The organism is Phyllobacterium sp. A18/5-2 (genome assembly GCF_025452215.1).
GTDB lineage: Bacteria > Pseudomonadota > Alphaproteobacteria > Rhizobiales > Rhizobiaceae > Phyllobacterium > Phyllobacterium sophorae.
On the sequence record NZ_CP104967.1, the window covers coordinates 651713 to 664151 of the forward strand.

Annotated in this window: 10 protein-coding genes and 3 pseudogenes; 5 read left to right on the plus strand and 8 right to left on the minus strand. The window is 58.8% G+C overall.

What is annotated here, in order from left to right:
• Window positions 1-119: 119 nt before the first annotated feature.
• From N8E89_RS21680 to N8E89_RS21705, 6 genes and pseudogenes are all read right to left on the minus strand, one after another.
• The gene (locus N8E89_RS21680) at window positions 120-1196 is read right to left on the minus strand and encodes an ABC transporter ATP-binding protein (protein WP_262263167.1); all 1077 of its coding nucleotides are present in this window, start codon (window positions 1194-1196) and stop codon (window positions 120-122) included.
• The gene (locus N8E89_RS21685) at window positions 1193-2125 is read right to left on the minus strand and encodes a PfkB family carbohydrate kinase (RefSeq protein WP_262263168.1); all 933 of its coding nucleotides are present in this window, start codon (window positions 2123-2125) and stop codon (window positions 1193-1195) included. Before N8E89_RS21685 ends, N8E89_RS21680 begins: the two co-directional genes overlap by 4 nt.
• Window positions 2125-3141, minus strand: coding sequence for an SIS domain-containing protein (locus tag N8E89_RS21690; RefSeq protein WP_262263169.1), 1017 nt, complete (start codon window positions 3139-3141; stop codon window positions 2125-2127). The genes N8E89_RS21685 and N8E89_RS21690 overlap by 1 nt, the downstream gene beginning before the upstream one ends.
• A gap of 7 nt (window positions 3142-3148) precedes the next feature.
• Window positions 3149-3993 (minus strand): annotated as a pseudogene (locus N8E89_RS21695) (carbohydrate ABC transporter permease).
• Window positions 3993-4874 (minus strand): carbohydrate ABC transporter permease, encoded by an 882-nt coding sequence (locus tag N8E89_RS21700; protein WP_262263170.1) that lies wholly within the window; start codon window positions 4872-4874, stop codon window positions 3993-3995. The pseudogene N8E89_RS21695 and the gene N8E89_RS21700 overlap by 1 nt, the downstream one beginning before the upstream one ends.
• Before the next feature lie 89 nt (window positions 4875-4963).
• Window positions 4964-6202 (minus strand): extracellular solute-binding protein, encoded by a 1239-nt coding sequence (locus tag N8E89_RS21705; protein ID WP_262263285.1) that lies wholly within the window; start codon window positions 6200-6202, stop codon window positions 4964-4966.
• Between the two features lie 207 nt (window positions 6203-6409).
• Between N8E89_RS21705 and N8E89_RS21710 the strand changes: the two genes are divergently transcribed.
• Window positions 6410-7624, plus strand: a complete 1215-nt coding sequence (locus N8E89_RS21710; RefSeq protein WP_262263171.1) for an ROK family transcriptional regulator — start codon at window positions 6410-6412, stop codon at window positions 7622-7624.
• Here the strand turns inward: N8E89_RS21710 and N8E89_RS21715 are convergent.
• A pseudogene (locus tag N8E89_RS21715) lies at window positions 7621-8950 on the minus strand (aspartate aminotransferase family protein). The gene N8E89_RS21710 and the pseudogene N8E89_RS21715 sit on opposite strands and share 4 nt — an antisense overlap.
• Window positions 8951-9096: 146 nt before the next feature.
• On the opposite strand from N8E89_RS21715, the gene N8E89_RS21720 reads away from it, so the two are divergent.
• A complete protein-coding gene (locus tag N8E89_RS21720; protein ID WP_262263172.1) occupies window positions 9097-9645 on the plus strand; it encodes a type II toxin-antitoxin system RelB family anti-toxin in 549 nt (182 codons plus the stop codon).
• A gap of 3 nt (window positions 9646-9648) precedes the next feature.
• Here N8E89_RS21720 and N8E89_RS21725 read toward each other — a convergent pair whose 3' ends face one another.
• Window positions 9649-10236: a helix-turn-helix transcriptional regulator gene (locus N8E89_RS21725; protein ID WP_315975736.1), complete on the minus strand. Its 588-nt coding sequence runs from the start codon at window positions 10234-10236 to the stop codon at window positions 9649-9651.
• Between the two features lie 137 nt (window positions 10237-10373).
• Between N8E89_RS21725 and N8E89_RS21730 the strand changes: the two genes are divergently transcribed.
• The 3 genes and pseudogenes from N8E89_RS21730 (at window position 10374) to N8E89_RS21740 (ending at window position 12429) form a co-directional block, all read left to right on the plus strand.
• A complete protein-coding gene (locus tag N8E89_RS21730; RefSeq protein WP_262263287.1) occupies window positions 10374-11039 on the plus strand; it encodes a CoA transferase subunit A in 666 nt (221 codons plus the stop codon).
• A 1-nt stretch (window position 11040) separates the two neighbouring features.
• A pseudogene (locus N8E89_RS21735) lies at window positions 11041-11683 on the plus strand (3-oxoacid CoA-transferase subunit B).
• A 485-nt stretch (window positions 11684-12168) separates the two neighbouring features.
• Window positions 12169-12429 (plus strand): helix-turn-helix domain-containing protein, encoded by a 261-nt coding sequence (locus N8E89_RS21740; protein ID WP_262263173.1) that lies wholly within the window; start codon window positions 12169-12171, stop codon window positions 12427-12429.
• Window positions 12430-12439 lie beyond the last annotated feature (10 nt).

The window sequence follows — 12439 nt, forward strand, 5'->3', positions numbered from 1 at the left end:
CCAGGCGCATCCCATCAGCAGCTTACGGCCCGATTGCGAAATCACACGCAGCGCTGGAGCCTGGCGACGATGGTCCCGGCATAGTCTGCCGGGGTCTGGTATCCGAGCCACCGCGACTGCTACATCCGTTTCTCAGTCGCCTGGTCGAAGACATGCAGCGCACTGGCATCGATGCTGAAGCGTTGCGGCGTGCCGACTGTCACCGTTGATCTGGGCGGCAGGCTTGCCGTCAGCCGTTGACTTCCTATCGTTGACGTAACCACCAGCTCCGGACCGGTCAATTCCACCACCTCGACCTTCGCATCAATAGTAAGACCCTTGCCGTCGCCTGACACGAGCGACAAGCTCTCCGGGCGAATGCCGATGATGACATTGCGCGCTTTCCCAGCGCGCTCCTGCACATCGTGGGGCAGCAGGATACCACTGAGCGACCCGTCAATGTGAGCAACGCCATTGCCGACCGTCGCATCGAGCATGTTCATCGGTGGCGAGCCAACGAAACTTGCCACATATCGCGTGGCCGGTCGGTTATAGATTTCATCGGGTGTCGCCAGTTGTTCAATCTGGCCATCGCGCATAACGGCAATACGCGCCGCCAAGGTCATCGCTTCGATCTGGTCATGGGTCACATAGACGATTGTCGTGCCGAGCATCTGGTGCAGACGCTTCAGTTCGGTGCGCATCTCCATGCGCAATTTCGCATCGAGGTTGGACAAAGGTTCGTCAAACAGAAATATCTGCGGGTCTCGTACCAGCGCCCGACCGATGGCAACGCGCTGACGCTGGCCACCGGAAAGCTCCGATGGCTTGCGACCAAGAAGATTTTCGATCTGCAGGATCCTTGCCGTCTTCTCCACGGCCTCGGTACGCTCGGCCGCAGGAACATTGCGCATCTCGAGACCAAATCCAATGTTCCTCGCCACCGACATGTTCGGGTAAAGCGCATAGGACTGGAACACCATGGCGATGTCGCGATTCTTGGGGTGCACGCCTGTGACAGAGCGATCGCCAATTCGGACATCGCCTTCGCTCGCCTCGGCAAGACCGGCGATGATGTTGAGCAAAGTCGACTTGCCGCAGCCGGATGAGCCGAGCAGGACCAGGAACTCGCCACTGGCGAGAGAAAGTTCAATGCCCTTCAGCGTTTCGACAGTTCCGTAGCGTTTGCGGATATTGACAAGCTCAAGGGCGCTCATGGAGCCTCCGGTATCGTTTGCAGGGCTTGGCCGTCATAGCGGCGCGGAACAGTGGATATGGCCATCGAGGCAACGCGCACGCCGGCCTCCAAGCTGTGTTCGAGCGTCTGGCCCCCCGCCAAGGCAGCGAGAAAAGCAGCATTGAATACATCGCCGGCGCCAATTGTGTCGGCAACCTGCACAACGGGGGCGGGCACCGAGACTATTTGATTGTCCGGACCCACAGCAAGAGCACCGTCAGGGCCCTGTTTGACGACGACAATAGCGTTCATGGGCATTAATGTCTTGAGCTTATGTGCGGCTTGCCCTGGGTCGACACTGTTTGCGAGGCGGGTCGTTTCGACCTCATTGAACAGGGCAAGATGACAGCGTGACAGCCATTTTCTTGCTTTTTCCCGATTGGAATCCGTCCAGCCATCGATTGGCCAGCCGGTATCGAGTGCAATCTGGATATCGTTCGAAGCGGCCCAGTCAAACAGGTCGTCATATTGCGCAACCAGCGCATCGGTCAGAAACGACCCGCACAGGATCACGGTGCCGCCCCTCAAGCGCTCAGTATCGAGCATGCCAACAACCTCGGGCCAGGACAGCGCCCCAATATGCCCGCGCGTGGTGAAAAATGTGCGCTCATCATTGGGATGGGTGATACCGACGGAAAGCGTGGTTCCAATGGGGGCAACCGGCCAGCGCGCTGCGTGTGCTCCGAAACCCTGCCTTAGCCATTTGCCGAACTGGTCATTACCGACATTGGCGGCGATCTGAAAATCGAGGCCGAGCCCTTCCCAAGTCAAGGCAGCGTTGCCCGCCGAACCGCCGACACGCAGTTCATCATAGTCCACCATGATTTCGGTACCGGGCGTCGGCCAGGGATCGGCAGGGCCGATAATAAGATCGACATTGACGTTTCCGATGACGGCGAGGGGACGCATTATTCGCTCCGCGTGATCTTGGTCGTGCGGATGGGCATTCCGAGATCGGCGACGCGTGCCCCGGCAAAGCCCAGCATAAAGCGCTGTGCTGCCGGCAGGAGTGCAAAAATTGCGGCGATTCCGCTCGCCGTACCGGTATCGATCGTTGCAACACCCTCGATGGGGTTCTCATCCGATGCATCAAAGACCACGACAGGTGAACCTGCCTTCAATGCCGAAACCGCCATGCGGGCGACGAGGTCCGACGTCGCGTCCTTGGCGCGGAAGAGGACAACCCCAACGTTTGGCCCGAGCATTTCCATCGGACCGTGGCGTAACTGCCCGCCTTCCAGCGAGAAACAGGGAATGCGGGAAAGTTCGGTAAGGCCAAGCGCGATGGCTTCGGCGACACCCTGCATCAGGCGACCGGAGGTCACGACAGCCGATGCATCAGCCAAGGCGGCCACGGCGGCATCGACGTCTGGCTTGCGTTCCAAATGCAAGATGGCAAGAGCCTCGGCCGGGTCCTCGCCAAGAGCGCTGAGAATGGCCAGATGCAGGGCAAAACTCACCGTCAGACTACGCGCCGCCGCGAAAGCATTTTCCGTGCCGCCGGCGCCGATCAGGGAGGGCACGGTGCGGGCAAGGGTAGAGCCATCTTCGAGCGTCAGGCCGAATGTATCGCCAGCCACGGCGGCTTCAGCCAGCCAGCGCAACACCTCGGCGCTTTCGCCTGACTGTGAGGTAACAAGGACTGTCTTGCCAATGAGCGACAGCGGTTGGCCAAGCTGCTCGGAGAGCGGCAGGGCGATGGCATCGATACCGAGGCTGCGATAGAGCGGCTCGAGCGCGCGGCCAACGGCATGCGAGCCGCCCATTCCGAGCAGCAGGAGCCGCCCGGTCTTGCGCAGGGACTGAGCGATGGTCATGGCAACGGCCGCGGCAGCCTCGAAGGAGGCAATCGCATCGGCATTTTGCCGCGCCATTTCCTTTTCGATCGCCACAAGGCCGGCCGGTTTGCTGGTTTGCGAAGTCATGTCGTGCTCATCCTTTAACGCCGCCGCTGGTCAGGCCCGAGATCAGGGCACGCTGCATGAAAAGTCCGATCAGCAGCGGGGGAGGGCGGCCAGGACACCCGCTGTGGCAATCAATCCGTAGTCCGAAACGCGTCCGCCGGCGAGATCGGCAATCGCCACGGTGAGGGTTTTCGCCCGCTGGTCGGAGGTGAAAAGCAGGGCATAGAAGAATTCGTCCCAGGCAAGCAGGAAGGCAAAGAGCGCTGCCGTGGCCATGACCGGTGCGGTCAGCGGCAATGTGATCAGCCGCAATGTCTGGTCGAGCCGCGCGCCATCCATGGTTGCGGCGCTTTCGATTTCGCGCGGGATAGAGTCGAAGCCGGATTTCAGCAGCCATGTGGTGAAGGGCGCCAGGATGGTGAGATAAACCAGCGCCAGACCGAAAACATTGTTGAGGAGGCCGATCCACGAAAGCGCCATGTAGAGCGGAACCGCGAGGGCCACCGGCGGCAGCATATAGGTCGCAATGACCGCATAGAGCGACCAGCCGACTGAAGGCGTGCGGGAAACGGCCCAGGCGGAGGGGATGGCGACGATAAGGGCGGCCACGGTTGCCATGCCGGCAACTTTGAGACTATTGAACAGCGAGGCGACGAAAGCCTGGCCCGCGCTGTTGACTGCCGATGACAGCAGCACACCATAGCGTGACAGGTCAATTGTGTCCGGCCACCAGTGCAGGGGTTTGGCAATCAGATCGGGCGTCGAGGAAATGCTCATGATAAACAGCCAAACGACCGGCGCCAGAATGACAACAAGCAGAAGCAGGGCTGCCACATGCACGAGTATCGCTGCGGTGAGACTGCGCCGTTCCATCATGAGACCCCCGCGCTCTTGCCGATCAGCGCGGCGTAGGCCACGGCTAGTACCGTCACCAGCAGTGTGACGATCAGCGCGAGCGACGCGCCGGAACCGGCCCGCTGGAAGGAAAAGGCCTCCTGGTAAACAAGAATGGACAAGGTCCGCGTGCTGTTGGCGGGACCGCCGCGGGTCATGACCCAGATGATGTCGAAAACCTTGAACGCCTCAATCGTGCGCAGGACCAGCGCCACCATCAGAGGGCCGGCAAGATAGGGCATGATGACGAAGCGGAAACGCGACCAGGCGCCGGCACCGTCCACCATCGAGGCAGCGGTGATATCGCGCGGCACGGCCTGCAGAGCCGCCAGCGCGATAAGGGCCACCAGCGGGAAATTCTTCCAGCAATCGGCAAGGATTAGCGAAGCGAGCGCCGTGTTGGGTTCACCCAGCCAGGAACGGTAGGCATCAATGAGCCCTATCTGCATCAGCGCCGCGTTGAGCGCGCCATATTCCGGATTGTAGATCAGACGCCAAAGCGTGGCATTGACCACTGTCGGCAGCGCCCAGGGCAGGATCATCAGGGCACGCAAAACCGAACGGCCATAGAATTGCTGGTTGAGAAGCAGTGCCGCGAGAACGCCGATCACCATCTCCAGAGCAACAGACAGCACCGCAAACCAGAAGGTCGTGACAAGCGTACGTTGAAAATTTGTGCCGGACAGGATCTTCACGTAATTATCGAGACCGACAAAACTGCCTTGGGTGCCTACAAGCTTGGCATCGGTGAAGGAGAGGCGCACCGTATCGATGAGCGGCCATCCGATAACCGCGATCATGACGATCAGCAGCGGCAACATCAAAAACCATGCGCGGGTCGTAATCCAGTTGCTCGTCATGAAAAGGTGTCCGCCACAATATCAATCCCGCAATATCAATCTTTGACAAAGCGCAGGCGGAGGGACAAGCCCACCGCCTGCTTGTCCCATCAAAGGCCGCTGTTTTCAGCGGCCGTCTTTAGGGCGTCTTCAGGCTTGGCCTGTCCAAGCAGGGATTCCTGCACCGCCTGCTGCAATGCGGTCGACAGCTCCTGATATTTCGGCGTGGTCGGGCGCGGATACATGGCGGCAAGACCAATCTTGGCCGCGGCGATCAGCTCTTCCTGGCCCTTTGATACGGCCGGATCGTCATAGGAGGAAGCCCAGATTGGCAGGCTAAGCTTGGCATACTGGTTCTGCGTTGGCTGCGACGTCATGAAGGTAATGTATTTCCACGCTTCGTCCGGATGCTTGCTGGTCGAGGTGATGCCGAGGCCCATGGAACCGTTAACGGCAGAAACAGTGCTCTTGCCTTCGACACCCGGAGCGGGAATAACGCCGACCTTGCCGGCAACCTTACTGTCCTTCGGGTCATTGGCCATATTGTACATGTAGGTCCAGTTGAGGGCGAAGGCAGCCTCGCCATTTTGGAACACACGGCGGACGTCCTCTTCGAGGAATTCCTTGGAATTAGGGTTGGTCAGACCGGATTTGTAGCTGTCGACCATGTAGTTGAGCGCATCGAGACCGCCACCGGTCTGAAAGACCGGCTTGCCATCCTTGATGAAGCTGCCGCCGTAAGCGCTGACCAGCGTCGTGTAATCGCAAATTGCGGCTTCCGCCTGCGACCAGCTCCAGGCGATCGGCGTTGCAAGCAGGCCCTTGTCTTTTATCGTCTTGGCCTGTTCGGAAAGTTCGGCCCAGGTCTTAGGCGGGTTTTTGATGCCAGCCTTTTCCAGGATTTCCTTGTTGTAGAAGAGATACTTCGTGTCGAGAATCCACGGCATGCCGTAGTGTTTGCCCTCGTATTCGACCGTGGTCCAGGCACCGGGCAGAACACCCGATTTCATCTCGGGAGTGACCTTGTCGCTTACATCCACAAGGACCTTGTTGGTTGCATATTCAGCCGGCCAGATCACGTCGAAGAGAACAACATCATAGCCGCCGCCCGACCCTTGCGCGAGGACCGTCTTGTCATGCAGGCCCTCGTAGGGAACAAATTCCAGGTTAACCGTCACGTCCGGGTTGGCCTTGGTAAAGGCGTCCGTCATTGCGCGGACATCGGCCTCGCTATAGGCGGCCTGGGCCATGAACAGCGCATTGATCTTGGTTTCAGCATGGGCGGGTGCAGCGAGCGCCGCTCCCACAAGTGTCGCGCCGAGAAGCGCCGTCTGCATGGATTTCAACATCATTACCTCCTGTTTGCGGGCACCGACCGTTGTCGCCAGAGCCGGGTTCGTCGTTTCAGTCCGAGAGCTTCAACCAGGACCAGCCTGCGACGTATTTGTGTCCAGCCAGTGCTCACGTTCCCCTAAAGACTCTTGTGGTCTTTTATTAAATCAATTCACTTGACTTATTTGTTGATGAATATTCTTCTGGAGTCAAGAGGGTTGTGGATGGACAGAAAAAGATCGATACGGGCCAAGAGCGGAACCAATCTCGGGGGTGCGAGCGCGCATAACCGCCGCATCATGATCGATGCGCTGCGCGTCAATGGCGCACTGTCGCGGGCCGACCTCGCTCGAGCGACTGGCCTCACCCCACAAGCCGTTTCCAACATCATAGAGGAACTTGCCCTGGACGGACTGGTGCGCTCGCAGGCAAGCGTGCGCAAAGGCAGGGGCCAGCCGGCGACACCCTATCAGCTGGTGCCGGAAGGGGCCTTCGCCGTTGGCCTGCAGATCGACCGCCACGTGACGCGTACGGTCATTGTCAACCTCGTCGGAGAGGTGCTGGTCCAGATGGAAGCCAAGCTGCCACCAGGCGGACCGGCAGAGGGTGTGGTGGTTATTTTCGATCTGATCAGGAAGGCACGCAAAGCATTGCAGGCGCAGTCACCAGAGGCAGAAAAACGGCTTGTCGGCCTCGGTGTCGCCATGCCCGGGCCCTTTGGCATCAACACCCTCTATGATGACCCGTGGATGATGACCGCATGGCAGAATTTCCCGCTCATCGACACGATTGCCCAAGGAACCGGTCTCGCAGTCGCCCTGCAAAACGACGCGGCTGCAGCAGCAACAGCTGAACGCCTGCTTGGCGCGGCACATGGACTTGACCACGCGATCTGCATCTACTTCGGCTACGGTCTTGGAACCGGATTGATCCTCAACGGCGAACTCTATGGCGGCGCCCATTCCAACGCCGGCGAAATCGGCATGATCCTCGCCCTTGTGCCGGGTGACGGCCCGGATGTGGAACCGCTGGAGCACTACGCCTCCATGGCGGCACTGTGCAAACTGCTTGAACTCGATCCATCGGAACCCGAGCTCTTCGCCATGGTCACGGATGCGGTCATGCGCGGCGGTCCCAAGGTAGAGCAATGGATCGACGACGTCGCCCAGCGACTGCGCCGGACGGTACAGGCGCTGGAATCGATCTTCGATCCGCAAACGATCATTTTGTGTGGTGGCGCCCCACGCGCACTGATCGACCGCCTTGTCGCAGAGATAGGGCCGTTGCTCCCATCAATCGCCGACCGGGCAAGTCGCTATCCCGAAGCGAGGCTTCAGGCCGGACTCGCCGATCCCTGGTCGGTTGCTCTTGGCGCTGCAGCCGAGCCGATCGCGCGGACTTTCGATCCGCGCTTTTCAGCCATTCTCAAGACCGCCTAGGCAGCGCGTTTGATCGCTTCTCCCAGCATGGAGACCATGGTGTCGATCTGTTGCTTTTCCACGATCAAGGGCGGGGAGAGGGCGATGGTATCGCCAGTAACGCGCACCAGCAGGCCCTTGTTGAAGCAATCGACGAAAATGTCATAGCCCCGCGCGCCAGCAGCTTCGGGCCGCGATGACAATTCGATACCGGCGACGAGGCCGATTGTGCGGATATCGACGATATTGGGAAGACCCTTCAGGCCGTGCATCGCATCCTGCCAATGATCAGCAAGGTCTGCCGCGCGGGTCAAAAGGCCCTCCTCTTCGTAGACTTCCAGTGTCGCCAGACCCGCAGCACACGCTGCAGGATGCCCCGAATAGGTATAGCCGTGGAACAGCTCGATCTGGCTTTCCGGACCATTCATCATTGCTTCGTAAACGGCTTCGCTGGCGAAAACCGCCCCCATGGGCAAAGCGCCATTGGTCAGGCCCTTGGCCGTGGTGACAAGGTCCGGCACGACGCCGAAATAATCGACGGCAAACGGCGTGCCGAGACGGCCGAAACCGGTGATGACCTCATCGAAAATCAGCAAAATGCCGTGCTTTTTGCTGATGGCGCGCAGACGCTCCAGATAGCCCTTTGGCGGCAGGAGTACGCCGGTTGAACCGGCGACGGGCTCGACAATCACCGCAGCGATGGTTTCCGCGCCGTGCAGGGCGACAAGACGCTCCAGATCTTCGGCAAGGTCCCCACCGTGTTCCGGCAACCCCTTGACGAACGAATTGCGCACCGGGTCATGGGTGTGACGCAAATGATCCACGCCGGGAAGCAGCGGAAAAACGCGGCGGTTATTGACAAGACCACCAACCGAAATGCCGCCAAAGCCGACGCCATGATAACCACGCTCACGGCCAATGACGCGGGTGCGGGTTCCCTGGCCGATAGAGCGCTGGTAGGCGATAGCGATTTTCAGGGCTGTGTCGACCGATTCCTGATCCGGAACCGGTGAAGAACACCTTGGTGAGGCCGGCTTCCTGGCCGCCAGGCGCACGCGCTGCCAGCTTTTCGGCAAAATCGAACACGATCGGATGGCCCATCTGAAAAGATGGCGCATAGTCCATGGTCATCAGCTGGCGTGCAACCGCATCGGCGATCTTCTCGCGGCCGTGGCCGGCGTTGACACACCACAGACCCGCGGTGCCATCCAGCACCTGAGCGCCATCGACATCAGTGTAGTACATGCCTTTGGCGGCGGCGAGCAAGCGCGGGGCCGCTTTGAACTGTCGGTTGGCCGTAAACGGCATCCAGTAGTTTTCGAGTGACGGCGTGTTGGACATCAGCATGGTTGAACTCCTCTTCTGGCACCAAAGAGCCATGCTTTGCATTGCCCAACAAGTCCTTTTCCATGCTCACCCAAACTGTTGATATTATTGCATCAGTGCGAGAAAGTTGTTCTATATAAAACATCTGAAACAGAAGGATGCAAACCATGAGCATCGATCTTGGCGGACGATTGCGCTTTTTGCGCGAACGGCACGGATTGTCCCAGCGCGAACTCGCCAAGCGGGCCGGTGTAACCAACTCCACCATCTCGCTTATTGAATCCAACCAGACGAACCCGTCTGTCGGTGCGCTGAAACGCATTCTCGATGGCATACCCATCGGGCTTGCCGCGTTTTTTGCCCTGGAGCCCGACCGCAGGCAGAAGGTGTTCTACGAGAAAGGCGAACTGGTCGAGATTGGCAAGGGCAAAATTTCCTACCGCCAGATCGGGGAAAACCTGTTCGGCCGCGCGCTGCAGATATTGAAGGAGCGCTATGAGCCCGGTGGCGATACCGGCAAGGTGCCGCTTGTGCATGAGGGCGAGGAGGGCGGGGTCGTTATCAGCGGGCGGATCGAGGTGACGGTCGATGATGAGCGGCGCATCCTTGGCCCGGGCGATGCCTATTACTTTGAAAGCCGCCGTCAGCATCGCTTTCGCTGCATCGGTCCGAACCCATGCGAAGTGGTCAGCGCCTGTACGCCGCCGACGTTCTGACGACTATCGCAGCGACGAGAACCAGGCGATGAGCTCGGCACTGTTGCGCGGGCCATAGGCGCGCATGAGACGGGCACGGTGCGCCTCAACGGTACGTTTGGACAAGCCCATCTCCTGGGCAATCTGCGCGTTGGTCTTGCCCTGCGAGACCAGGGTCAGAACCTGTTTTTGCCGGTCGGAGAGGAGGCTCGCATTGCCGGCAACGGCGCGGTTCATCGGCTCAAAACAGTAAAGTGCTTCGGCAAAGGGATCCGCCTGGTTGCGGCTGCGGCCGCGCACCCGGCACCAGAAGCTCGAACCATCACGGCGGCGCATGATGCGCTCGTCATAATAGACGTGGCCCCCGGCAAAGTTTGTCCGCCACATCTCGCCGGTGCGCACGAAGTCCCGGATCTTTGGATAGAGGCGGCTGAAACTCTGGTCGATCAGTTCATCACGCTCGTAGCCGAATTCTTCCGCGAATTCGAAATTGCAGTCGCGTATGATACGGTGCGTGGCATAGACCATCGGCACCGGCAGATCCGTCAGCCAGAAGCGCCTAGCGCTTCCAGAACTTGTAATGTCGGACCTGGGAAACTCCGGTGCTGTCATGCAGTATTAATACGACTACCTGTGCTGCCAAGACAAGCCATACCGTTGATGGCAGAGGATGGAGAAATGGGAGACTGTTCTTGAGAAAAGTTCATTCAAAAGTAAGCGCCGCGCTTGATGGTCTGCTGTTCGACGGCATGACCATCATGGCGGGCGGTTTTGGCCTGTGCGGCATTCCCGAGGCGCTGATCTACGCGATCCGCGACTCAGCCGTCAAGGATTTGACCGTCATCTCAAACAATGCGGGTGTCGATGGCATTGGCCTCGGCGTCCTGTTGGAAACACGGCAGATCCGCAAGATGGTCTCGTCCTATGTCGGCGAAAACAAGCTGTTCGCCCAGCAATATCTGTCGGGCGAGCTGGAGCTGGAATTCAATCCGCAGGGCACGCTCGCCGAGCGCATCCGCGCCGGTGGTGCAGGCATTCCGGCGTTCTACACCAAGACCGGTGTCGGAACGATCATTGCCGACGGCAAGGACGTGCGCGCGTTCGACGGCGAATCGTATGTGATGGAGCGCGGCCTGTTTGCCGATCTTTCCATCGTCCACGCGTTCAAGGGCGATACGGAAGGTAATCTCGTGTACCGGAAAACAGCCCGCAACTTCAATCCGATCATGGCGACAGCTGCCAAAATCACGGTGGCGGAGGTCGAGCATCTGGTCGATGCGGGCAAGATCGACCCGGACCACGTTCATACTCCCGGCATTTTCGTCAAGCGGATCGTGCACGTGCCTAATCCTGTCAAGCATATCGAACAACGCACAACCCGCCCGCGTAACATCGCTGCAAGTGAGGTGAAGTAAGATGGCCTGGACCCGCGATCAGATGGCCGAACGGGCCGCAAAGGAGCTACAGGATGGTTTCTACGTCAATCTGGGCATTGGCATTCCGACCCTGGTGGCAAACTACATCCCCAGCGGAATGAGCGTTCAACTGCAGAGCGAGAACGGCATGCTCGGCATGGGACCTTTCCCCTATGAGGGCGAGGAAGATGCCGATCTCATCAATGCCGGCAAGCAGACGATCACCGAACTGCCAACGACCAGCTATTTCTCTGGTGCCGACAGTTTCGGCATGATCTCGTGGCGGTCACATCGATCTTTCCATTCTGGGTGCAATGCAGGTTGCCCGCAACGGCGATCTCGCCAACTGGATGGTGCCGGGCAAGATGGTCAAGGGGATGGGTGGCGCCATGGACCTCGTCGCCGGCGTGAAGAAGGTGGTCGTCGTCATGGAGCATGAGGCCAAGGGCGAAGCCAAGCTGTTGGAGCAATGTACGCTGCCGTTGACCGGACAGCGCGTCACCGACCTCGTGATCACCGATCTTGGTGTCTTCACCATCGAGCGTCGCGGTGAGCCAAAGATGACGCTGATCGAGATCGCGCCGGGCGTGACGGTGGATGAGATCAAGGCAAAGACGCAGGCTTCGTTCGACGTTGCGCTCTAGATCAATGAAGGATGGAGGACGGGCGAAAACCGGTCCTCTATCTCGTCCTCTCGACGACACAGACGGGGCTCCTGCCGGGATAGCGCGAGTCGTGGTCGACACAGGCTGCGTCGTAGCGGAAGCTACCATAGTAAACGCGGGCGCACCCCGACAAAAGCGGAGCAAATGTTACAATCACCAGAAACATGACTTTGAAATATTTTCTGGGGGCAGGGTTCATTTTCTTGCCTTGGCTCCTATATATAGCCAGTTGTGAGTGACACAGTGGCATAATAATCCACTGATATTCTTCAGCAATTGGTCGAGTTAATAGTCGGCACCTTTAACATTGTATCCAAATCTGGTGCCACAATAAGGCAGGTTCCATTCGGGCTTTCCGTTCACGTTTTTTGTGAAGCGTCATAAAAGGCTTGATCGAGCGCGATGGACGTATAAGTTCGGCCTTCCGATTTGTTAACCAAACCTTTCACGTTAGGAGCAAAGCGATGAACAACAGCGACTATTCATTGCCAGAAACAATTTCCGCGGCGCTAGCCAATGGTACAAATATTGTCAGGGCATTTCGCGAACAATTCGGATATTCCGTCGAGGATCTGGCCGTTGCGTGCGGTCTGACTTCACTCGAAATTGAAACAATCGAAAGCGGTCAGAATTCTGACCCCAGCAAACTGGAACGTATTGCCCATACGCTCGGCCTTCCGAGCAATGCAATGATACTTGAAGAGTCGAAGCGCCTAAGCGCCTGAAATTCTTAAA

Excerpts from the sequence above, each read along its gene's own strand:
- N8E89_RS21690 (WP_262263169.1), bottom strand. The coding sequence starts at position 3,141 with ATGACTTCGCAAACCAGCAAACCGGCCGGCCTTGTGGCGATCGAAAAG.
- N8E89_RS21725 (WP_315975736.1), bottom strand. The coding sequence starts at position 10,236 with ATGACAGCACCGGAGTTTCCCAGGTCCGACATTACAAGTTCTGGAAGC.
- N8E89_RS21720 (WP_262263172.1), top strand. The coding sequence starts at position 9,097 with ATGAGCATCGATCTTGGCGGACGATTGCGCTTTTTGCGCGAACGGCAC.
- N8E89_RS21740 (WP_262263173.1), top strand. The coding sequence starts at position 12,169 with ATGAACAACAGCGACTATTCATTGCCAGAAACAATTTCCGCGGCGCTA.
- N8E89_RS21705 (WP_262263285.1), bottom strand. The coding sequence starts at position 6,202 with ATGTTGAAATCCATGCAGACGGCGCTTCTCGGCGCGACACTTGTGGGA.
- N8E89_RS21685 (WP_262263168.1), bottom strand. The coding sequence starts at position 2,125 with ATGCGTCCCCTCGCCGTCATCGGAAACGTCAATGTCGATCTTATTATC.
- N8E89_RS21710 (WP_262263171.1), top strand. The coding sequence starts at position 6,410 with ATGGACAGAAAAAGATCGATACGGGCCAAGAGCGGAACCAATCTCGGG.
- N8E89_RS21700 (WP_262263170.1), bottom strand. The coding sequence starts at position 4,874 with ATGACGAGCAACTGGATTACGACCCGCGCATGGTTTTTGATGTTGCCG.
- N8E89_RS21730 (WP_262263287.1), top strand. The coding sequence starts at position 10,374 with ATGACCATCATGGCGGGCGGTTTTGGCCTGTGCGGCATTCCCGAGGCG.
- N8E89_RS21680 (WP_262263167.1), bottom strand. The coding sequence starts at position 1,196 with ATGAGCGCCCTTGAGCTTGTCAATATCCGCAAACGCTACGGAACTGTC.